The following is a 20484-nucleotide window of genomic DNA, read 5'->3' as shown; positions in this document are numbered from 1 at the left end:
TCGCTACGGCCATGACGTTGGCGCGGCGGCACCGGCCGGCGTGGTCGTGGCGGCGGTGGCGGTTCGTCTGTCGGTGCGGCAACGAACTGGCCTGTCGCTACCGGCACCGCATCCCGATCAACCAGCGGCACTGGCCGAGCCAGGAGGGGCCGCGATGATCGCGCTGCGAGCCGGGGTGCTCGTGCAGGTGACGCGGAAGGCGAGCCCGCAGTTCGTCAAGCCGATCCTGTTCCGCCTGATCCGGGTCCGCACCGAGTGGATCACGTACGACGGTTGGGCCTGGCTCGACGGCTACCAGATCAACGCCAAGGGTGACGCGGTGGCCCGCCGCTCGATTTACGTCCAACCCGCCGAACTCCTGCCACCCGAGCCCGCCCCGCAAGCCACCCCGACCCGCCGGCCCGTCCCCGCCTCCCGCGCCGCCACCTCCCGGCGCGTCCCATCGACCCGACCGCCCCCGCCCGCAGTGACTCGGAGCCGATGACCGAGGCGATCATCCCTCCGCGTCGCGGAGATTTTCGTTCACCTCGGCTCCGCCAGCCGCACGGTGCAACTCGTCAAGGGTGCGTCTGGCTGCTTGACGACGTTCCTCGAACGCTGCCGGATACGCCGCCGCGAGTTCGTCGAAATAGCAGACACCTTCGGCGGTCAAAGCAATAGCCTCTTCGGTCACGCTGTCGGCTATGAGTCCGACATATCCGATGTTCCACAGCGAGTTCGCGAGATCGGGGAGATGAGCGTCGCGGTTGGTGGTGGTGAGTTGTCGGTAGAGGTTGACGGCTTCGTGGCTGGTGGTGAGGGCTTCGGTGTGTTGTCCGGCTTCGGCCAGTCGGTTCGCGTGGTTGTTGAGGGACATAGCGATGTAGGCGAGGTGGGGGTCGCGGTTGGTGGTGAGTTGTCGGTAGAGGTTGACGGCTTCGTGGCTGGTGGTGAGGGCTTCGGTGTGTTGTCCGGCTTCGGTGAGTCGATTCGCGTGGTTGTTGAGGGACCCGGCGAGGTAGGGAAGGTAGGCGTCGCGGTTGGTGGTGAGTTGTCGGTAGAGGTTGACGGCTTCGTGGCTGGTGGTGAGGGCTTCGGTGTGTTGTCCGGCTTCGGTGAGTCGATTCGCGTGGTTGTTGAGTGATTTGGCGAGGTCGGGGAGGTGGGCGTCGCGGTTGGTGATGGTGAGTTCGCGTCGAAGGCAGACGGCTTCTTGGCTTGCGGTGAGGGCTTCAGCCCGTCGCCCGATTTCGGCTAGGCGGATGGAGTGCGTGCTCATCCAGCGAGCATGGACTTCACGCGGGGTGTCCGGGGTGAAGCCGGCGACGATGCGGGTCGTCAGCGCCACCGCCAGCCGCCCCAACTCCATCGACGGGTACGGCACACGTTCAGCGGTCCACTGCGCCCAGTCGAGATCGATGTCCGCGTCCGCCAGCAGCCGCACCGCACCCGGCGTGAACACCCCCGGGAACTGCACCCCAACCTGGAGCACCGCCTCGACCATCCGGGGCACGTCCACCCCCAACGCCACCTCGATCAGCGCCGCCGCGTCGGCCTGGTGCGTCCTCGCCCGGCCGAGCACCGTCAGCGCCCGTACCGCCTGCGCCACCGTCAGGCCGGTGAACACCCGCGCCCGGTCGGCCGCCGGGTAGTCCCGCAGCACCCGCACCACGAGCGCCTCGGCCAGCAGGTCGGGCTGCACCACGCCGAGCCCGGTGCCGTCGGCAGCCGGATACAGGTCGGCCAGCCACGCCGCGTACCGGGCCACCCGCTCCTGCTCGGCGGCCACCAGCGCGGGGACCCGCCGGACCAGGCCGGCGACCTCGTCCGGCCCGTCCGCGCCGAGCAGCGCCGCCACCCCGACGACCTGCCGCAGCAGCGCGTCCGACGCCGGGTCGTCGGCGGTCAGCAGGCCCGCCCGCCGAGCCGCGAACCGCCAGTAGCGGGCCTCGTGCCCCAGCACCTCGGTCAGCACATCGTACCGGCCGTGCCGGGGTTCCCCGTCCAGGACGGCCAGCAACGCCTCGGCGTGCAGGCGCAGCACCGGCGTGTCCGCCGGGCGGTCCCGCTCCTCGACCGCCGGCACCGGCAGCGCCAGGTGGGCGGCGAACTCCCCCGCCGCGAGGGCGACGATCTCGTCGGGTTCGCTCTCCTCGATCCGGGCCGGCAACTGCACCACCTGGGACCGGCCGGTCAGCGCGTCGAGCAACTGCGCCTGCTGCGGGTACGCCGCCGACAGCGTCTCCCACCACAGCCCGGCACCCCGGGCGATGAGCAGCACGCGTACCCGTACCCCGGTGGCCCGCTGCGCCGCGCAGACCAGCGCCGCCACGCCGGCCCGGTCCCGCGTCTCGGCGTAGTCGACCACCACGAGCAACCGCGACGGTACGCCACCCGAGGTGATCAGGGCGGCCGTCTGCTCCTCGGCCCCGGCGTGGATCCACTCGCACCGCCAACCGGGCAGCCGGCCGGCGAACTCCCGGGCCAGCCGGGTCTTGCCCACCCCACCCGCGCCGGTCAGCAGGCGTACCGCCACCGTGTCGAAGTCGGTCGTCCAGGATTCCAACTGGCGCAGCACCCAGCCGCGACCGATGAAGTCGACCACCGCCTGTCCGGGGTGCAGCAGCCACGCCACCGACTCCGGCAGTTCGGCCGACGTCACCCCGCGCAGCGCGTCCTCCCGCTGCCGCCGGGTCTCCCGCTTCGCCGCCAGCCGGTCGGCGACCGTCGGCCCGAAGCCCCCGACCACCCCGGCGGCGGCAGCGGAGACCACCGTCCAACCGGTCTTGTCGTCGGCGAGCGCGGCCCACGCGCCGAACCCGGCGACCGTGGCCGGGATACCCACCCACCACGCATGCCGCCGCCAGGCACCTTGATTCATGCGCGACACCCTACCGAGGGTCACCAACAGGACACGAAACGATCTTCGTGGGCGTCGAGGCGGGCGTGCCGCTGGCTGGGAGTTGACGTCTATCAATCGAGATTCGTCGATTGACAGAATTTTGTCCGATCGGGACACTGGTTGAAACATAACCGTGCGTGCAAGGCGTGGCGCTGCCGCTCCGGGAGGACCAGATGAGGCTCGTACACCGGCGGCCCCTGCTCGCGGGAGCGCTCGCCGCCGCCACCCTCGTCGGCGTCGTCGGGGTCGCCACCTCGGCCTCCGCCGCCACCGGCTGCCGGGTGACCTACACGGTCTCCAGCCAGTGGAACGGCGGCTTCGGGGCCAACGTCGCGGTCACCAACCTCGGCGACCCGCTCAACGGCTGGCAGCTGACCTGGTCGTTCACCGCCGGGCAGCAGGTCACCCAGTACTGGAACGGCACCGTCACCCAGAACGGCGGCCGGGTCACCGTCGGCGACACCACCTGGAACGCCGCGCTCGGCACCGGGGCGAGCACGTCGTTCGGCTTCAACGGCTCGTGGAACAACGCCAGTAACCCGGTGCCGATCGACTTCGCGCTCAACGGCACCCCCTGCACCGGCGGCACCACCCCGCCCACCACGCCGAACACGCCCACCCCGGGCACCCCACCGCCCACCACCACGCCGCCGCCCACCCCGACCACGCCGCTGCCGAGCACCCCGCCACCCACCCCGAGCACCACCCCGAGCGGCGTGGAGGCGACCATCGTGCCCGACCCGTCCTGGACCTGCGGCCGGTCCGCCGGCATCGTGCCCCCGCCCCGTGGCCGGCTGGTCTTCCGCGCCACCGCCCAGCTCGGGGCGATCCGCGACGTCGGCGTCACCCAGTACGGCCACCGCCGCATCCTCGACATCAGGGGCGGCACGGTCACCGGGGACCGGATCAACGGCACCATCCTCACCGGCGGCCTCGACCTCGAACTCACCCTCGGCAACGGCGCGACCGAGCTGGAACAGGTCGCCATCCTGCGCACCGGCGACGGCACCCCCATCTATCTGCGCAGCTGCGGCGTCGCACCGGCCGGCGAGTCCACCGTGCGGATCGTGCCCGACTTCGAGGCCCCGAACTCCAGCGCGTACGCCTGGTTGAACACCGGGACGTACGTCGGCACCCGGACGGTCGACACCACGACGAACACCCTCGCCCTGGCCGTGTACGACGTCTCCGGGGTCTCGCCGGCCGACCCGCGCGTGCAACTGCGGGACCCGGCCGGGGTGGCCCACCAGTCGTGGGACTGCCTGACCGGCAGCGGCACGCGGGGCGCCGCCGTGTTCACCGAGACCGTCACGCTCGGGGGCAGCGTCTCGGTCGGGGCCAGCAAGCGCGGCACCCGCAACATCATCCCCATCACCGGCGGCACCACCACCGGCCGGGTGGCCGGCTCGGTCCTGCCCGGCGGGGCGGACTACCAGCTCATCGGCGCGACCAGCACGCTGGACGCCCGGTACGTGCTGTCCACCAACGACCGGGAGCTGATCCTGGTCCGCAACTGCGGGGCGTTCGGCCGGCTGGTGCCGACCTTCGAGGCCCGCGCCGCCGGCCCGTACGCCTTCCTCAACGCCAACACCTGGCTCAGCTCCGACCCGGGTTCCGCCCCGGGCGGCGTGAGCATCACCTTCTACGAACGCCGGTAGCGCGGGGAGTCCGCCACCCTCCCCGTCCTGACCCCCGGCCCTGTCCCACGGTCCCCGCCCGGTGGGGCAGGGCCGGGTGGCGTCCCGCCCCGGCCGGTCAGGTGTCCAGCGCCAACCGGGCCACCTCGTCCGCACAGCCCCAGGCCAGGGTCACCCCCGCACCCCCGTGGCCGTACGCGTGCACCAGCCGCCGCCCCGACGTGGCCTGCACCGCCACCCTCGGCCCGCCGTGCCGGGCCGGCCGCAATCCGACCCGCACCGCGAGCACGGGGGCGTCGGCCAGTTCCGGCACCAGCGCCACGCACCGGGCCCGGATCGCCGCCGAGGTGGCCGGGTCCGGGCCGGTGTCCCACTCGTCCGGCTCGAAGGTGCCGCCGAGCACCACGTCGTGCCGGCGCGGATGCACGTAGGTGATCCCCGCCGGGTTCTCCTCGTCGCGGACCGAGGTGGTCAGGCCCGGATTGGCCACCAGCACCAGGTGTCCGCGTACCGGGTGCACCGCCGGGTCGTCGGCGAGCCGGCCGGCGGCCAGGCCGGTGGCGTTGACCACCGTCGGGGCGAGGGCGAATCCGTCGTCGAGCCGGTCCAGCCGGCCGGCCCGGAGCACCCCACCGGCCCCGGTGAGCCGGTCCCGCAGCCAGTCCAGGTAGGGCGGCATCTCCACCGTGGGCGCGGTGAACCGCAGCTCGGACGCGTACGGGCCGGAGCCCGGCCCGGTCACCAGGTCGCCGGTCGCCGCCGCCCACCACGGCGGGCCGGGCCACGGTCGACGCAGCAGCATCCGGGTCGGCCGGGCCACCACCCCGGGCACCCCGGCGGTGGCCTGCCGGCCCAGCTCCGCATGGGTCTCGGTGGCCCAGCGCAGCACCCGGGGGTCCGCGTCGGTGTGGCTGGGATACCAGACGGCGGCGGCGACCGCCGACACCGTGTCCTCGGGCGGGTCGGCGCTCAGCAGCGTCACCCGGGCGCCCCGCTCCCGCAGCCGCACCGCCGCCGTCAACCCGATGATCCCGCCCCCGACCACCAGCACGTCCGCGTCCATCGTCGACCTCCCTGTGGGTGCCGCCCGGAGCCCGGGCGACCGGACCTGGATCGTCTCCCCGACCCGACGGTCCGGTCCAAGACGGAACCGGCGGCCGGCGATAAGCCCCGCTTATGCTCCCCGGATGGGGGAACCACCGACCACCGACCCGACCCGACCGGACCACGGCCGGGCCCGACCGGAGCCGGGTGGGGACCGGGCGGCCCGGCCGGACCCGGGGCGGGACCGGCCGGAGGTCGGGCGGGACGGGTGGGACCTGCGCCGGTGGCGGTACTTCGTGGTGCTCGCCGACGAACTGCACTTCACCCGGGCCGCCGCCCGGCTGCGGATCGCCCAACCCGCGCTCAGCCAGCAGATCCGTGCCCTCGAACGGCAGTTGGGGGTCACCCTGCTGCACCGGGACAGTCACGGCTGCACGCTGACCGGGGTGGGTGCGCAGGTGGCCGGCGAGGCCCGTCGGCTGCTCGCCGAGGTGGACGCCGCCACCGCCCGCATCCGTGACCTGGTCGGTGGGCGCGGCGGCCGGCTGCGGTTGGCGTACACCCGGTCGGCCCGGGGTGGCCGGGTGGACGCGTTGGTGGCCCGGTTCCGGGCGGCCCATCCCGAGGTGGAAGTGGTGCCCGAGACCGGGTGGACCGCGCCGAACGTGACCGGGCTGCTCACCGGCCGGCTCGACGTCGCCTTCGTCCGCCCGCCGGTGCCGGAGGCGGGCCTGACCTGCCGTACCGTCGATCGGGAGGAGTTGCTGCTGGCGGTGCCGGTGGGGCATCCGCTCGCGGCCGGCCGGGCCCGGGTGCGCCGGACCGAGGTGGTCGGGCTGCCCGCGGTGATGTGGCCCCGGGAGAACGGCCCCGGCATGTTCGACCGCACCATCGCCCAGATCTGGCCCGACGGCGGTTTCCACCTGGTCCGCCAGGAACCCGACGACGAGCAGTTGCTGCGCGCGGTGGCCGGCGGCGACGTGGTCGCGGCCGTCCCGGCCGGCCGGGCCCGCGCCCTGAAGGTTGCGGGGGTACGCCTGCGGCGCTTCGCCGCCCCGGTGCCGACCGTCGACGTGGCCCTGGCCTGGCGTCGGGGCACCACCAACCCGGCGGTACGACACCTCGCCGCCCTGCTCGCCGCCGACTGAACGGCGCACCCGAATGTCGGCACGGAACTGTCGATGGACAGATATCCGACACTGTTTCGGAAAGCCCTGCGGGAACGCGAAATGGGATCGCGGGCGGCATTCGCGATAGGTAATGTCCAGCGGCATCGAATTCCGCCAACCGCGGAGTCGGTCGACAGCTTCGTGTCATTGTCGCCGGCGACGATCGGGCTGCCGACCCCTGCGGGTCGCCGACCGTCTCACCCGCCGGCCGGCCGTCCCACCCGCCGGCCGTCCGATCCGCCGACCGTCCGATCCGCCGGCCGTTCGGTCCGCCGGGCCCGTCGTCACGGCCGGCGACATCCGTAGTCGAGGAGCCTCCCGTGTCCGACCTGGGCCCCGAGCCGCAACCCCGTCCGACCCCGCCCGCGCAGACCGCCGGTGCGCGACCCACCCCGACGGGCGAAGTTCCGCTCAGACCGGCCGGCGGTGCTGAGCCGGCCGATGGAGCAGGGCCGGCCGATGGGGCGGAGCCGACCGGGCCCCGGTCCGACGGTGACCGGTTCGCCCATCGGCCACCCGGCTACCCGAGCGCCCTGGTCTGGTTGCGCGCCGGCATCCTGCGGGACTGGCGGGGCGTGCTCGGCTCATTCCTGGCCACCTGGTTCTACGTACCGTTGGCGTTGGTGTCGGCCGTCTGGGGTGGCCTGGCCCTCGGCCTGTACGGGCTGATCGCCGGGGGCACCCGGTCCGACGAGGCGGTGCCCGCGCTGCTGCGGGACGCGCCGCTGGTCGGGCCGCTGCTGGACGCCTTCGTGGCGCGGTCCGGCGGGGTGGTCGGCGGGTTCGCCGGGTTCGTGGTCGGCGCGCTCGTCGGTTTTCTGGTCGTGCTGGTGCTGCCCTGGCGCAACGCCTTCGACGAGCCGGCCAACCTGTTCACCGGCCTGGCCGGAATGGTGGTAGCCGCCGGCCTGGTCGGGGTGCTGTACACCGTGGGGCGGGTGCTGCTGGAACCGTGGCTGCTGGGTGTCTCCGGCGCGCGTCCGCTCAGCCGGCGGGAGGCCGAACGGCTGCGTCCGCTGCTGACCGACTGCGCGGCCCGGCTCGGCCTGCCCGGTGAACCCCGGCTGCTGATCGAGGACGACCCGGTGCTGACCAACGCCCGCGCGTACGCCCGGCACGTGGTGGTGACCACCGCCGTGCTCGGCTGCTCCGACGAGGAGATCGCCGCGCTGCTCAGCCACGAGCTGGTGCACTGGCGGACGGGCGACGAGGTGACCAGCGCGTTCATTCGGGGCGTCGGCCTGCCGCTGGTGCTGGTGCACGCGCTGCCGGCCTGGCTGATGCGCCGGTTTCCGCACCCGGCCACCGACTTCGTGGTGTTCCTGTTCTTCTGGCCGGTGCTGCTCACCATGCGTTACCTGGTCCTGCCCTGCCACCGCCGGGACGTCCGGGCCGCCGAATACCGGGCCGACACCGGCGCGGTGCTCGCCGGACACCGGGAGGGGATGCGCGCGATGCTGGAGCGGCGACGCTCCTTCGAGACCGGGCGCAGCGGCTGGGACGAGGCGGTCTGCGCCACCCACCCGCCGTCCGAGCTGCGCCTGGACCGGCTGGACCAGCCCGCCCCGGACCCGGTCACCGACCGGGCCGCCACCGCGCGCGACCTCGACGCGCTGTTCGGCGGTACGGGGACAGCGGCGCTCAATTCCCGCCGGGCACTGCTGCTGGTCGGCGCGTTGGTGCTGGTGAGCTGCCTCGGCGGTGGGTTGACGGCGGCCCAGTGGGCGTTCTTCCGGCCGCAGGCGGCGGTCGGTGACTACTTCGCGGCTTTGGACGACCACGACGCCCCGGCCGCCCTCGCACAGCTCACCCCCGACGTGCGGGCGGCGGTCGGTGACGATGGCCAGCTCGCCCGGATGGTGGAGGCGAAGGGCTACCAGCCGCCCACCGACGTGTCCGTGACGGCGGTGGAGCGCGACGGCGACGAGGCGTCCGCCACCGTCGCCTACACCCTCGGCGGGCAGCAGTTGACCGCCGAGCTGTCGTTGCGCCGTGACGACTCGGCCGTGCTGGGGTTGTTCCACCGGTGGCGGATCGCCGCCGCCCCGGCCAGCCTGACCCTGCCCGGCGGGCCGGCCCCGCTGACCGTCAACGGGGTGCCCGCGCCGACCGGTCCGGAGCAGGTGGCGGTGCCGCTGCTGCCTGGGGCGTACACGGTGGCGGGGGAGAGCAACGCGCTCAGCGAGACGGCGTCGCGGGTGGTCTATGTCGTACCCGGGCAGCAGAGTGTGAGCGGCGCGGAGCTAACGCCCACGCTGCGACCCGAGGCGCAGTCGGCGGCGGAGCAGAGCGTGCGGTCCTACCTGGACGCCTGCGCGGCGCAGGCGGTGGCCGCGCCCCAGGGCTGCCCGCTGCGCTACTACAGCGGCGGCGCGACGGTGAAGAAGATCGCCTGGAAGATCACCGAGTACCCGACGATCGAGCTGACCCTGACCGGCCCGACCACCGCCCGGGTCTCCACCGCGTACGAGTCGCAGGGCTCGGCGCGCGCCACCGGCAGCACCGTCGGCTACTTCGGAACCACCCCGTTCACCGACACCGGGACGTTCGGGGTCAGCGGCGTGCTGTCGGTGGTCGACGGGAAGCTGACCTTCCAACCCGGTGACGACTGAGCCGCCCGTGGACGACTGAGCCGCCCGTGGACGACTGAGCCGCCCGGTGACGACTGGCCTACTCGGTGCCGGGTGGGCCCGCGGTGCCGACGGAGCCGCCCGGTGCCGGACCGCACCGTGGGTGACCGACTGAGAGGGAGATCGAGATGACCGCGCCCCGTTCCACCGCCCCGGCCCGGCTGGTGCTGGCCCCGCGTGCCGCCGGCCCGCACCGGGTGCCGCTGCTGACCTGGCTGCACCGCGACCCGCGCTACCGCACCCTGGTGCGCGACGCCGGGCAGGCCGGTGGCCGGCCCGGCTTCAGCGACGCGGTGATCATCGCGGTGGTGGCCCAGGGGCTGCTGCCCGGCCTGTTCAACCTGGTGCAGAGCTGGGTGGACCAGCAACGTACCGAGGTGAGCATCCGGCTCCAGGTCGGCGACTCCGAGGTGGAGATCCAGGTCAACGGCCGGACCGACCCGGCGAAGCTGCTCGACCAGGCACAGCGGGCCCTGCACCGGGACGACCCCGGCAACGAGATCACCCCCGCCGGCTGACCCACTGCCGACAGGTCCCGCGCCCCCCGGTCCCGCGGCCCGCCCGTGGGCCCCTCCGTGCCCGTTGGCGCTCAGCAAGGGGGGCGATGTAGCGGCATCCCGGGTTGTGGATACCGCTACATCGCCCCAGTGGCGTGCCCGGCGCGGCGAGGATTCCCGGTGTACTTCCCACCGAGACGCTTATGCCTGTCCGTCATATTGATGACGGACAGGCATAAGCGTTGTTCGGCCTGTTGCCATCAGGCGCGACACGCCGGTGCAGAGGGCCGACGCCGTCACCGCCGCCTGTCGGTGGGAGCCTGCCGTCGGTACCGCGACCACCGTGGTCGCCCGCGGGCACCGTGGTCCGCTGCGGCCGCCACGGTCAGGCACCGGGAGTGGTGGCGCGCCGGGGCGGTCGTCGGGTGAGGGGTGAGCCGGTCAGGCGGCCTTGGCCAGGGCGTCGTACTCCTCGTCGGTGAGCTGCACCTGGGCGGCGGCGACGTTCTCCTCCAGGTGACCGACCGAGGACGTACCCGGAATGGGCAGCATGACCGGCGAGCGGCGCAGCAGCCAGGCGAGCGCCAGCTGGGCGGGCGTCGCGTCGTGGCCGGTGGCGATGGCGTCCAGCGGGCCGCCCGGCTTGGCCAGGTTGCCGGTGGCGATCGGGAACCACGGGATGAACGCCAGGTCGTGGCGCTCGCAGTGGTCCAGGACGTCCTCGGCGCTGCGGTCGGCCAGGTTGTAGAGGTTCTGTACCGACACGATCGGGGTGATCTGCTGGGCCGCCTCGATCTGCGCGACGGTCACCTCGGACAGCCCGATGTGTCGGATCTTGCCCTCCTGCTGGAGCAGGGCCAGCTCGCCGAGCTGGTCCTCCAGCGGCACCTTCGCGTCGATCCGGTGCAGCTGGTAGAGCCCGATGGACTCCACGCCGAGGTGCCGCAGGCTCAGCTCGCACTGCTGGCGCAGGTATTCCGGGCGTCCCACCGGCCGCCAGTCGCCCGGCCCGGAACGGGTCAGGCCGGCCTTGGTCGCGATGACCAGATCATCGGCGTACGGGTGCAGCGCCTCCCTGATCAGCAACTCGGAGACGAACGGCCCGTACGAGTCGGCCGTGTCGATGAACGTGACCCCCATCTCGTACGCCCGGCGCAGCACCCGGACCGCCTCGGCCGGGTCCTTCGGGTCACCCCACACCCCCGGCCCGGTGAGCTGCATGGCCCCGTAACCGAGCCGGTCGACCTGGAGGTCGCCACCGATCCGGTAGGTGCCGGACGCCTTCGCGGGCTGACTGCTGGACCCCATGTGCCGTACCCCGATCCTGTTCGTTGTCGTCAGCGGCAAATCTAGCCACCACCACAACGCCTTTCCCGAAGATCGCCGTCGGCAACACCCGCGGGTCGAATGTGGGCACCGACACGCGCTCAGCCGACGTGCCGGATGACCACCAGCGCCTGGTCGTCGTCGGAGCCGGAGAGCTTGGCCAGGAGGGTGTCCGCGATGGCCTCCACCGGCTGGTCGCGTACCGGCACGAGCACCTCGTGCAACGCCGTCACCCCGGCGTCGTACGCCTGGTCGCGCCGCTCCACCAACCCGTCCGTGTACGCCACCAGCAGGTCACCCGGGCCGAACGCCACAGTGGTCACCGGCACCGGATCGCGGACCAGCCCCAGCGGCAGCGAGTGCCCCGTCCAGACCGTCTCGGGTGGCCGTCCCGACGGCAGCAGCACCGGGTGCGGATGCCCCACCCGGGCCACCTGCGCCTCGCCGGCCACCGGGTCGACCACCATCGCCAGGCAGGTGCCGAGGAAACCGACCCCGAGCAGCCCGGTCAACCGGGGGAACACCTCGGCCAGCGGCACCCCGGACCGGATCAGGGTGTTCACCACCGTCCGCAGCTGCGCCATGTCGGCCGCCGCCTCGACCTGGTGGCCCACCACGTCACCGACCACCACGGCCAGCCGGCCGTCGTCCAGGTCGACCAGGTCGTACCAGTCGCCGCCCAGGTGCAGGCCGCTCATCGCCGGCTGGTAGCGGGTGGCCACCTCCAGGCCGGGCGGCCCGATCGCGGCCGAGGTGCGCAGCCGGCCCGCCAGCCGGGTCACCAGGTTGTGCTCGGCAGCGGCCAACCGGACCCGCTCCAGGGTCTGCTCGCACAGGTCGGCGATGGTGTCCAGCAACGCCAGGTCGTCGTCGTGCAGCGGGCGTTCCCGGGACCAGCCGAAACCCAGCGCGGCGATGGGTCGCCGGGACGCGTCCAGCAGCGGCAGCACCACCGTGGTCACCATGCCGTACGCGCCGGCCGGGTCCGGCAGGCCGGGATGCCGGGCGGCGAACTCGGCCCGGTTGCGCAGGATGATCCGCTCACCGGTGCGCAGCGCGCGGGCGAACGGCCGCGGATCGTCGATGGTCAGGTCGTCGAAGGTGGCGATCAGCCCGGTGGGCAGCCCGCCGTGCCACAGCCGGATCCGCCGGCCCTCGTCCCGCATCGCCAGGCCGGGCAGCGCCGCGCCGAGCGCCATCGGTGCGGCGTCCAGGATCACCTCGATCGCCTCACCGGTGGACCGGGTGACGCTGAGCCGGGCGGCGAACGCCGCCATCGCTCGCGCCGACGCGGTCAGCTCGGCCCGACGCAACGCCTGGCTGCACAGCCCCGCCACCGCGTCGAGCAGGATGCGGCGGGCCTCCTCGTCGGCGACCGGCCCGGCCCACCGCACCTGCAACGCCCCGAGCACCGCGCCGCCTCCGTCGCGCAACGGCAGGCAGAGCCCGTCGGGCAGCGCCACGGTCGTCTCCTCGCGTACCGCGCGGGCCAGCGGTGCGTCGTCGGCGACCGCGAGCCGTCCGGGGCCGCTCCCGCCGGTGACCGTCAGGTCCAACGCGCCCGCCGTGGCCACCGCGACGCGGACCTCGGCCGCCCCGACCAGCGTCGGGGTGACCGTGGTGACCACCTCCGTCACCGCCTCCCGGCTCCCGGCGGCGCTGAGCGCCCCGGCGAGCCGGGCCAGCCCCTCGGCCTGCCGCAGCGCCCGCCGCCGCTCCCCGCCATGCTGATGCGGGACCGGTGGATCGAGGTCCCGGCGCGCAGCGGGAATCCCGGTGCCGGTGCCGGTGGCGTCCGGCCGGCGGGCAGCGGCGGGCTCGTCGACGTCGGTGGCCTCGGCCACGTCGGTGGCCCGGTCGGCGGGGGTGACCGTTGCGGTGACGGTGGTGAAGACGCCGCCCGACCGGCCGGTCGCGTCGACGATCGGACCGGAGGAGAAGACCAACCGGCGTCGCTCCCCGCCGGAGTCGACCTCCCGTTCCTGCCGGCAGGTGACCTCGGCCGCGGTCAGCACCCCGGTCAGCGCCGGCACCGCGTCCGGCCAGACCGCCGCCCCGGGGCGGCCCGGCAGTTGCGGGCCGGTCGGGTCGGGCAGCGCCAGGTATCCGTCGTTGGGCAGCAGCACGAGTTCCGGGCCCCACCAGATCGCCGCCGGGGTCGGGCTGTGCAGGCAGATGATCAGGGCGGTACGCAGGCTCTGCGGCCAGTCCCGCAGAGGCCCGAGCGGGCTGCCGGTCCAGTCGTGCGCGACGATCCAGCGGCCGGTCCGGCCCGCGCCGGAGACGAGGGCCCGCCAGCGTGCGTCGTCCGTCGGCCGGGGAGCGGCGGCGGCGCGAGTCATGTCGGGACCTCCGCTCTGCGGATCGAGCGCTTCCCCATCAGTCGGACCGTACCAGCGTCGGCCGCCGTGCACGTCTGTCGATCATCCGGTACGGGCCTGCCGGAACGTCACCCCCGCTGTCCGGCGGACCGGCACCGGGGGCCACCCGGCGGATCCGCGCCGCGCCGCCCGTCCCGGCCGCCGCCCCCGCGCCGCCCGTCCCGGTGCCCGCTGCCGCATCCGACCGGTGCACGACGGCCGCCGGGGAGTTGTCCCGACCCGCCGCCGGGGGCGTCCCCATCGTGGGACGCTGGCCGGGTCCGGGGGAGACCGGCGCGGGGTGGCGCCGACGCGGGGGAAGGGGACGCGATGGCGGGTACGCCGCGGCTGGACTTCGCACTCGACACGTACGAGTGCATCGTGCTCTATCCCGGACCGGCCGGTCGGGTGCTGCCGAAGGAGACCGTGCAGCGGCTCCAGGCCGAGCACACCGCACACATGCGGGCCCTGCAACGCCGGGGTCTGGTGCTGGTGGCCGGTTCGATCGACGGCCCGGCCCGGGAACCCGCCCCGCCGATCGGCATCGGCCTGGCCCGCACCGGCTCGGTCGACGACGTACGCAGCGTGATGGAGGCGGACCCGGCGGTACAGGCCGGCCTCTACATGGTCGACGTGCTGAGTTTCCTCTGCCCGGCCGGCTCGTTGGAGTTCCCGCTGGTCAAGACCGACAGCTAGGAGCTACGGCGGGAGGACGTCGGGTCGTGGTGACCGACGGTGCCGGTGCCGGGGCGGCTGAGCACGGGAGCGCGCGGACGGCGTTGGCCCCCGGGCGGTACGATTCCCGGCGCGCGGTCGCCGATGCCCGCGACTCCCCGACGTCCCGGCGTGGCCTGCGTCCCGCCGGCCAGGTGCCCACCCCGCGCCTCGTCGGACCCCTGTTCCTCAGTCCGCAAGGGGTCGGCCCCCAGGTCGACCCGGAGGAGAGACTAGCCTGATGGGCGTGAACCGCCGCGCGAAGATCGTCTGCACTCTTGGTCCCGCCACCTCGTCCCCGGAGCGGCTTCGGGGCCTCATCGAGGCGGGCATGAACGTGGCCAGGCTGAACTTCAGCCACGGCAGTCACGCCGACCACGAGTCGGTGTACCGCATGGTCCGCGAGGCAGCCGAGGCGGTCGGCGTGCCGGTCGCCATCCTGGCCGACCTCCAGGGCCCGAAGATCCGGCTCGGCAAGTTCGCCGACGGGCCGCACGAGTGGCGTACCGGCGACTCGGTGGTGATCACCGGGGACGAAATCCTCGGCACCCGGGACCGAGTCTCCTGCACCTACCGCAAGCTGCCCCAGGAGGTGAAGCCGGGCGACCGGCTGCTGATCGACGACGGCCGGGTCGCCGTCGAGGTCAGCGACGTCACCGGCAACGACATCCGGTGCCTGGTCACCGAGGGTGGCCCGGTCTCCAACAACAAGGGCGTCTCGCTGCCGAACGTGGCGGTCAGCGTCCCGGCGATGTCGGACAAGGACGCCGAGGACCTGCGCTTCGCCCTCGGCCTGGGCGTCGACCTGGTCGCGCTCTCCTTCGTCCGCTCGGCGGAGGACATCAAGCTCGTCCATAACATCATGGACGAGGAGGGCGTACGCCGCCCGGTGCTGGCCAAGGTCGAGAAGCCCGAGGCGGTCGACCACCTGGAGGCGATCGTGCTCGCCTTCGACGGCGTCATGGTGGCCCGGGGCGACCTCGGCGTCGAGATGCCGCTGGACCAGGTGCCGCTGGTGCAGAAGCGGGCCGTGCAGCTGTGCCGGGAGAACGCCAAGCCGGTCATCGTGGCCACCCAGATGCTCGACTCCATGATCGAGAACTCCCGGCCGACCCGCGCCGAAGCCTCCGATGTGGCCAATGCGGTGCTCGACGGCGCGGACGCGGTGATGCTCTCCGGCGAGACCAGCGTCGGCAAGTACCCGGTGCTCACCGTCAGCACCATGGCCAAGATCATCACCACCACCGAGGCCGGTTCGATCGGGGTGCCCCGGCTCCAGCACGACCCGCGTACCCACGGTGGCGCGTTGACCGTGGCCGCGTCCTCGATCGCCCGCGCCATCGGGGCGAAGGCGCTGGTGGCCTTCTCGCAGACCGGCGACACCGTCAAGCGGCTCAGCCGGTTGCACTGCGACCTGCCGCTGCTGGCCTTCACCCCGGTCCCCGAGGTGCGCAGCCAGCTCGCGCTCTGCTGGGGCGTGGAGACCTTCCTGATGCCGTTCGTCCAGCACACCGACGACATGTTCCGCCAGGTCGATCAGGCGTTGCTCGGCCTCAACCAGGCGACCCCCGGCGACTACGTGGTGATCGTCGCGGGCAGCCCGCCCGGCACCCCCGGCTCCACCAACACCCTGCGCGTGCACCAGCTCGGCTCCCTGGTCGATGCCGCCTCCGCCCGGGCGCTCCAGTGAGCCTGTCGGCGCGACGAACAGTGTCCGCCCGGTGAGCGCGAGGAGTGCGCCGGGGTTGCGCGCCCCGCAGTCGCGAACAGAGAGAATCCGGTGAACGGGCGTCCGGCGGCGACCGGCCAGGCCGCGGTCGACCAGCTCCTTGAGGTCCTCGACCTCGACCACACCGGCGCGATGACCTTCCGGGGCGTGAGTCCCTCGGTCGGTCCGCAGCGGGTGTTCGGGGGGCAGGTCGCCGGCCAGGCGTTGGTCGCCGCCGGGCGCACCGTCGACCCGGACCGGTTCGTGCACTCCCTGCACGGCTACTTCGTCCGGCCCGGCGACCCGGCCGAGCCGATCGACTACCAGGTGGAGAACGTCCGGGACGGGCGGTCCTTCTCGGTCCGCCGCTCGGTGGCGTTGCAGCACGACAAGCCGATCTTCTTCATGTCGGCGTCCTTCCAGCGGCAGGAGGAGGCCCTGGAACACCAGGCGCCCACCCCGCCCGACGTGCCCGGCCCCGACGACGTCCCGACGATGTCCGACCGGCTGGCCCGCTATCCGGAGCGGCTCGGCATCTGGGGGCAGATCCCCCGCCCGATCGACGTCCGTTACGTCGGCGAACCCGGCTGGGTACGCCCCGGCGACCGCCCCGCCGACCCGTACCAGCGGGTCTGGATGCGCATCGACGGCAAGCTGCCCGATGATCCGCTGCTGCACGCCTGCGCCCTCACCTACGCCTCGGACCTGACCCTGCTGGACTCGGTCCTGTCGGTGCACGGCGAGGTCTGGGGTCCGGGCGGCCTGGTCGGGGCGAGCCTGGACCACGCGTTGTGGTTCCACCGGTCGTTCCGGGCCGACGAGTGGTTCCTCTACGACTGCTGGAGCCCGTCCGCCTCCGGCGCGCGGGGTCTGGCCACCGGCCGGCTGTTCACCCTCGACGGCCGGCACATCGCCAGCGCCGTCCAGGAGGGCCTGCTGCGCCGCGTCGGCGCGTGACCCGGCAGCGCCGCCGACCCACCGCCCGGCACCTGCGCGAGCAGAAGGCCACCCGGCAGGTGCCGACCGGGCGACCGGTCAGAAGCTGCTGACGACCTTCACCAACGCCTCGTCGATGGTGGCCGGGTTCCTGGCGTCGAACGCCTTGCCGGCCGACGCCTTGGCGATCCGGTCCAGCGCGGTCAGGTCCGATTCCTGGTCGAAGGCCACGCAGAAGACCTTCACCGGCTGCTTCGGGTCCAACGCGATGTCCCGCAGCAGCCGGTTCAGGTCGCTGTCCTTCTGGTACTCGTTCTTGCCGTCGGTGAGCACCACCACCGCGTTGATCCGGTTCGGGTCGTACTTGTCGAGCAGGGCGCGGTGCGCCGCGCGGACCGTCGCGTACAGCGCGGTGTTGCCGCCGATGCGCAGCCCGGCCAGCTTCCGGTTGAACGCGCCCCGGTTCAGTGGCGCGAGCCGCACCTCCTCGCTGTACGGCTTCTTCGGCCGCTGCGGGGTCTCGCTGGAGAACGACCAGAGCGCCACCTGGTCGGCGGCGTTGAGCAGCTCGATCGCCTTGCTGGCGGCGTCGCTCGCCACCCGGAACCGGGTCTGGTCGCCGACGCTGGCCTTCATCGAGCCGGAGGTGTCCACGGCGAGCAGGATGTTGGCCTTCTTGCGCAGGGTGTCCCAGCTGCCGAGGATCGCGCCGACCACCTCCGGGGTGGGCGGGTCGAAGTAGCTGAGCCGGTCACCACCCGGCCCGGCCACCGTGGCCAGCAGCGTGTCGGCGGGCTGGCGCTCGTCGTCGCGGAAACCCAGGGCGGCGAAGCTGCGCTGCTGCGGGCCGTCCTGGAGGAACGTGAGGAAGTCCTCGGCGCCCTGGCGTTGCGCCGGGTCGGCCGAGGGCAGCACCACGTACGGGTGGTCGAGGTTGAAGGTGCCCTCCTTGGGGTGCACCGCCACCAGCGGGACCCGGGGCTTGCTGCCGGTGGGGCTGAGCTGCCCCTGGTTGTAGAGGTAGACCAGCTCCTCCTGGAGGACGATCGCGCTCATGTCGGTCGCCGGGGCGTCCCCGGTGGCGGCGGCGTCGGCCTCGGCGAGGTTGCGCAGCAGATCCACCGAGTCGTCGCTGTAGTGCGAGACGTTGGCCTCGATCCGCCGGACGAACTGGGTCACCGCCGGCTGGGCGAGGTCCTCGCTGGTCAGGTCGCTGGCCCGGTTGACCGCCGCGTAGTAGGTGGCGATCGTGGCGGCCAGGCCGGAGGTGGACAGGTGCGGGTTGTCCTTGCCGAAGGTGAACCGGCCCCACTCGGGCTTGCCGAACGCCGCCCAGCCGGTGTCGCCGGAGAGGCCGAGGACGTCGGCCCAGCCGAGCGGGCCGCGCTGCTGCACCACCTCGCCCCGGTCCTTGGGCATGGCGATGACCAGGGGACTGTTGGCGATCGACGGGTACTGCCCGGGGGTCTGGACGGGCCGGCCCGCCGCCTTGTCGAGCAGGCGCAGCTGCCCGGTCCACAGTGACGAGGTGGGCAGCCACACCTGTGGCTCGGCGACCTTCGGCTGGGTGAGCGCCCACCCGCCGGCCAGCGCCTCCATCGCCTCGCCCGAGTTGAGGCCGTGCACGGTCACCTGCGCGCACCGCCCGCCGAAGCGCCGGTCGGCGGCGTTGTACCGGTCGGCGAGCTGGGCGACCAGCTCGCTCTTCTCGGTGGAGGAGCTGACCTCCAGCCGTACGCAGTCGGCCCGGTCCGTCGGCCGGACGTACAGGTAGGCCGCGGCGATCACCGCGAGCCCCGCGACGACGGCCACCGCGTACGGGAGCAACGGTCGGGCGGGACGCTCACCGGTGGCCATCGGCTCCTCCAGGGGTTGGTGCGGCGGGTCAGGCGTCGGTACGGGGTGCCGGCACGGACTGTCCGGCGGGCTGCGGCGGGGGGCCGTGGGGCGCGGCGGAGGGGGTCAGCGCGGCGGCGACCAGCAGACGGACACCGTAGACCACGACGAGGGTGAGCGAGCCGACGGCGGCGGCGGTGCCCACGGCGGTGCTGGCGACGTACCCGGTGGCGCCGCCCAGCGCGCCGAGGAAGATCGCGGTGGACACCCCCCACGGGTCGGCCCACTGCCGGCGCAGCCGCCGCCCGAAGCCGGCGCGCCGGGCCGGCGCGGTGACCACCGTGGCCGGTGGGGCCGTGGCCGTCCGGGCGGGTGCGGGCGGGCGGGCGGGGGCAGGGGCGGTGGCCCGGGTCCCCGGGGGTGCCGTCGGTCCGGGCGGGGCGGACCAGGCCGTCGCCGGTGGGGCCGTGGCCGGGTCGGTCGGCAGCTGCGGCGCGTGGTGGGCGGTCGACGTGGTGGGCCACGGTGCCGCCGGCGGCTGCTGCCCGCTCGGCACGGGCGGTGCCGGGTGGCCGGTCGATGTGGTCGGCCAGGGTCGCGCCACCCCGGCGGTCGGCCAGGGTCCGCCGCCGCGCCGGTCGGCCACGGGTCGGCCGCTGCGCTGGTCGGCGCGTGCGGGGTGACCGGCGGGGGCGGCGGGGTGGACAGGGTCCGGGACAGCTGCTGGGTGGCCGCCGCGTCGGTGCCGGCCCGCAGGACGGTCTGCAACGGCACGTCGGCCCCCGGGTGGGTGTCCCGGCCGAGCAGCCGCAGCAGCACCTCCTGGGCGGTCGGCCGGGCCTGGTGGTCCTTGTCCAGACACTGCCCGATCAGGGTGGCCAGCGGGCCGGAGAGCCCGGTCAGCGCCGGGGGGTCGTGCAGGACCCGGTGCATCACCACCGCGATCGGGCCGGTGCCGAACGGCGGCTGTCCGCCCGCCGCGAAGGCGATGGTGCCCGCCCAGGCGAACACGTCGCTGGCCGGCCCGACCGCGTCGTCGCGGAACCGCTCCGGGGCCATGTAGGGGGCGGTGCCCATGATGCGGTTGGTCATCGTCTCGGTGACGTCCAGCGCGCGGGCGATGCCGAAGTCGATCACCCGGGGGCCGTCGGCCCCGAGGATCACGTTGTCCGGCTTGAGGTCGCAGTGCACCACGTCGGACTGGTGGATCGCGGCGAGCGCGGTGGCGGTGCCCACGGCCAGCCGGTGCAGCGCGTTGCCGCCGATCGGCCCCTGCTCGCGGACGTGCCGTTGCAGGGTGACGCCCTCGATGAACTCGCTGACCACGTACGGCAGGTCGCCGTCCACGTCGGCGAAGAGGATCTGCGCGGTGCAGAACGGCGCGACCCGCCGGGCGGCGGCGATCTCCTTGGTGAACTGGGACTTCGCCGCGGGGTGCTGGTGCAGGTCCACGTTGATCACTTTGACCGCGACCCACCGGCCCTGCTCGTCGCGGCCCAGGTAGACCACGCCCTGACCGCCCGCGCCGAGTCGACCGATCAGCTCGTACGGCCCGGCCTGGCGTGGGTCCCGTGGGTTCAGCGGCGTCACGTCCGGCATCGCTGTCGCTGCCCCCATCGGCCGGTGCTTCGGTGCGCTGGTGTGTGTGTCGTGCCCCGGCGACCCTGCCGGCGACACGGGTATGGTGCCATGCCCACGCCACCGGGACATGGCACCCTACCCGTTCGGTGGAGGGTGGCGACCCGG

The 20484-nt window shown here is 73.7% G+C and carries 14 protein-coding genes; 8 read left to right on the top strand and 6 right to left on the bottom strand.

The window, feature by feature from the left end; translation table 11 throughout:
* The first annotated feature begins 154 nt into the window (after positions 1 to 154).
* On the top strand, positions 155 to 484 hold the full coding sequence (locus tag ACQP1S_RS22655; protein ID WP_091237397.1) for a hypothetical protein: 330 nt from the start codon (positions 155 to 157) through the stop codon (positions 482 to 484).
* A 9-nt stretch (positions 485 to 493) separates the two neighbouring features.
* Here ACQP1S_RS22655 and ACQP1S_RS22650 read toward each other — a convergent pair whose 3' ends face one another.
* Positions 494 to 2860 (bottom strand): hypothetical protein, encoded by a 2367-nt coding sequence (locus ACQP1S_RS22650; protein WP_432898891.1) that lies wholly within the window; start codon positions 2858 to 2860, stop codon positions 494 to 496.
* A gap of 194 nt (positions 2861 to 3054) precedes the next feature.
* Between ACQP1S_RS22650 and ACQP1S_RS22645 the strand changes: the two genes are divergently transcribed.
* Entirely contained in the window at positions 3055 to 4539 is a 1485-nt protein-coding gene (locus ACQP1S_RS22645) for a DUF3237 family protein (protein WP_432898888.1), read from the top strand.
* A gap of 97 nt (positions 4540 to 4636) precedes the next feature.
* Here ACQP1S_RS22645 and ACQP1S_RS22640 read toward each other — a convergent pair whose 3' ends face one another.
* Positions 4637 to 5581 (bottom strand): FAD-dependent oxidoreductase, encoded by a 945-nt coding sequence (locus ACQP1S_RS22640; RefSeq protein ID WP_432898885.1) that lies wholly within the window; start codon positions 5579 to 5581, stop codon positions 4637 to 4639.
* Between the two features lie 124 nt (positions 5582 to 5705).
* Here ACQP1S_RS22640 and ACQP1S_RS22635 point away from each other — a divergent pair, with 124 nt between their 5' ends.
* The 3 genes from ACQP1S_RS22635 to ACQP1S_RS22625 all read left to right on the top strand — a co-directional run bounded on the left by ACQP1S_RS22635 (position 5706) and on the right by ACQP1S_RS22625 (position 9879).
* Positions 5706 to 6710, top strand: coding sequence for a LysR family transcriptional regulator (locus ACQP1S_RS22635; RefSeq protein WP_432898882.1), 1005 nt, complete (start codon positions 5706 to 5708; stop codon positions 6708 to 6710).
* Between the two features lie 341 nt (positions 6711 to 7051).
* Positions 7052 to 9343 carry a M48 family metalloprotease gene (locus tag ACQP1S_RS22630; RefSeq protein ID WP_432898879.1) on the top strand — a complete coding sequence of 764 codons (2292 nt, stop codon included), beginning with the start codon at positions 7052 to 7054 and terminating at the stop codon, positions 9341 to 9343.
* Between the two features lie 146 nt (positions 9344 to 9489).
* Positions 9490 to 9879 carry an effector-associated constant component EACC1 gene (locus ACQP1S_RS22625; protein ID WP_432898876.1) on the top strand — a complete coding sequence of 130 codons (390 nt, stop codon included), beginning with the start codon at positions 9490 to 9492 and terminating at the stop codon, positions 9877 to 9879.
* Positions 9880 to 10299: 420 nt separating this feature from the next.
* Here the strand turns inward: ACQP1S_RS22625 and ACQP1S_RS22620 are convergent, their stop codons facing one another.
* Both ACQP1S_RS22620 and ACQP1S_RS22615 read right to left on the bottom strand, forming a co-directional pair.
* Positions 10300 to 11166: an aldo/keto reductase gene (locus tag ACQP1S_RS22620; RefSeq protein WP_432898874.1), complete on the bottom strand. Its 867-nt coding sequence runs from the start codon at positions 11164 to 11166 to the stop codon at positions 10300 to 10302.
* Positions 11167 to 11285: 119 nt separating this feature from the next.
* Entirely contained in the window at positions 11286 to 13526 is a 2241-nt protein-coding gene (locus ACQP1S_RS22615) for a PP2C family protein-serine/threonine phosphatase (RefSeq protein ID WP_432898871.1), read from the bottom strand.
* A gap of 348 nt (positions 13527 to 13874) precedes the next feature.
* Here ACQP1S_RS22615 and ACQP1S_RS22610 point away from each other — a divergent pair, with 348 nt between their 5' ends.
* From ACQP1S_RS22610 to ACQP1S_RS22600, 3 genes are all read left to right on the top strand, one after another.
* Complete coding sequence (locus ACQP1S_RS22610; RefSeq protein WP_432898868.1) at positions 13875 to 14240, top strand: YciI family protein; 366 nt, start codon at positions 13875 to 13877, stop codon at positions 14238 to 14240.
* A 259-nt stretch (positions 14241 to 14499) separates the two neighbouring features.
* Complete coding sequence (pyk, locus tag ACQP1S_RS22605) at positions 14500 to 15948, top strand: pyruvate kinase (protein ID WP_091237388.1); 1449 nt, start codon at positions 14500 to 14502, stop codon at positions 15946 to 15948.
* A gap of 90 nt (positions 15949 to 16038) precedes the next feature.
* Positions 16039 to 16923: an acyl-CoA thioesterase gene (locus ACQP1S_RS22600; RefSeq protein WP_432898865.1), complete on the top strand. Its 885-nt coding sequence runs from the start codon at positions 16039 to 16041 to the stop codon at positions 16921 to 16923.
* Positions 16924 to 17001: 78 nt separating this feature from the next.
* On the opposite strand, the gene ACQP1S_RS22595 is transcribed toward ACQP1S_RS22600, so the two are convergent.
* Positions 17002 to 18759: an extracellular solute-binding protein gene (locus ACQP1S_RS22595; protein ID WP_432898862.1), complete on the bottom strand. Its 1758-nt coding sequence runs from the start codon at positions 18757 to 18759 to the stop codon at positions 17002 to 17004.
* Positions 18760 to 18864: 105 nt separating this feature from the next.
* Complete coding sequence (locus ACQP1S_RS22590; RefSeq protein WP_432898859.1) at positions 18865 to 20355, bottom strand: serine/threonine-protein kinase; 1491 nt, start codon at positions 20353 to 20355, stop codon at positions 18865 to 18867.
* Positions 20356 to 20484 lie beyond the last annotated feature (129 nt).

This window comes from Micromonospora matsumotoense, from assembly GCF_050951065.1.
Lineage (GTDB): Bacteria > Actinomycetota > Actinomycetes > Mycobacteriales > Micromonosporaceae > Micromonospora > Micromonospora matsumotoensis.
Note: the sequence above shows the minus strand (reverse complement) of the source record. Positions and strands in the feature narration are given on the sequence as shown.

Coding starts and splice junctions, on each gene's coding strand:
- ACQP1S_RS22655 (WP_091237397.1), top strand. CDS start 155: ATGATCGCGCTGCGAGCCGGGGTGCTCGTGCAGGTGACGCGGAAGGCG.
- ACQP1S_RS22650 (WP_432898891.1), bottom strand. CDS start 2,860: ATGAATCAAGGTGCCTGGCGGCGGCATGCGTGGTGGGTGGGTATCCCG.
- ACQP1S_RS22645 (WP_432898888.1), top strand. CDS start 3,055: ATGAGGCTCGTACACCGGCGGCCCCTGCTCGCGGGAGCGCTCGCCGCC.
- ACQP1S_RS22640 (WP_432898885.1), bottom strand. CDS start 5,581: ATGGACGCGGACGTGCTGGTGGTCGGGGGCGGGATCATCGGGTTGACG.
- ACQP1S_RS22635 (WP_432898882.1), top strand. CDS start 5,706: ATGGGGGAACCACCGACCACCGACCCGACCCGACCGGACCACGGCCGG.
- ACQP1S_RS22625 (WP_432898876.1), top strand. CDS start 9,490: ATGACCGCGCCCCGTTCCACCGCCCCGGCCCGGCTGGTGCTGGCCCCG.
- ACQP1S_RS22620 (WP_432898874.1), bottom strand. CDS start 11,166: ATGGGGTCCAGCAGTCAGCCCGCGAAGGCGTCCGGCACCTACCGGATC.
- ACQP1S_RS22615 (WP_432898871.1), bottom strand. CDS start 13,526: ATGACTCGCGCCGCCGCCGCTCCCCGGCCGACGGACGACGCACGCTGG.
- ACQP1S_RS22610 (WP_432898868.1), top strand. CDS start 13,875: ATGGCGGGTACGCCGCGGCTGGACTTCGCACTCGACACGTACGAGTGC.
- pyk (WP_091237388.1), top strand. CDS start 14,500: ATGGGCGTGAACCGCCGCGCGAAGATCGTCTGCACTCTTGGTCCCGCC.
- ACQP1S_RS22595 (WP_432898862.1), bottom strand. CDS start 18,759: ATGGCCACCGGTGAGCGTCCCGCCCGACCGTTGCTCCCGTACGCGGTG.
- ACQP1S_RS22590 (WP_432898859.1), bottom strand. CDS start 20,355: ATGGGGGCAGCGACAGCGATGCCGGACGTGACGCCGCTGAACCCACGG.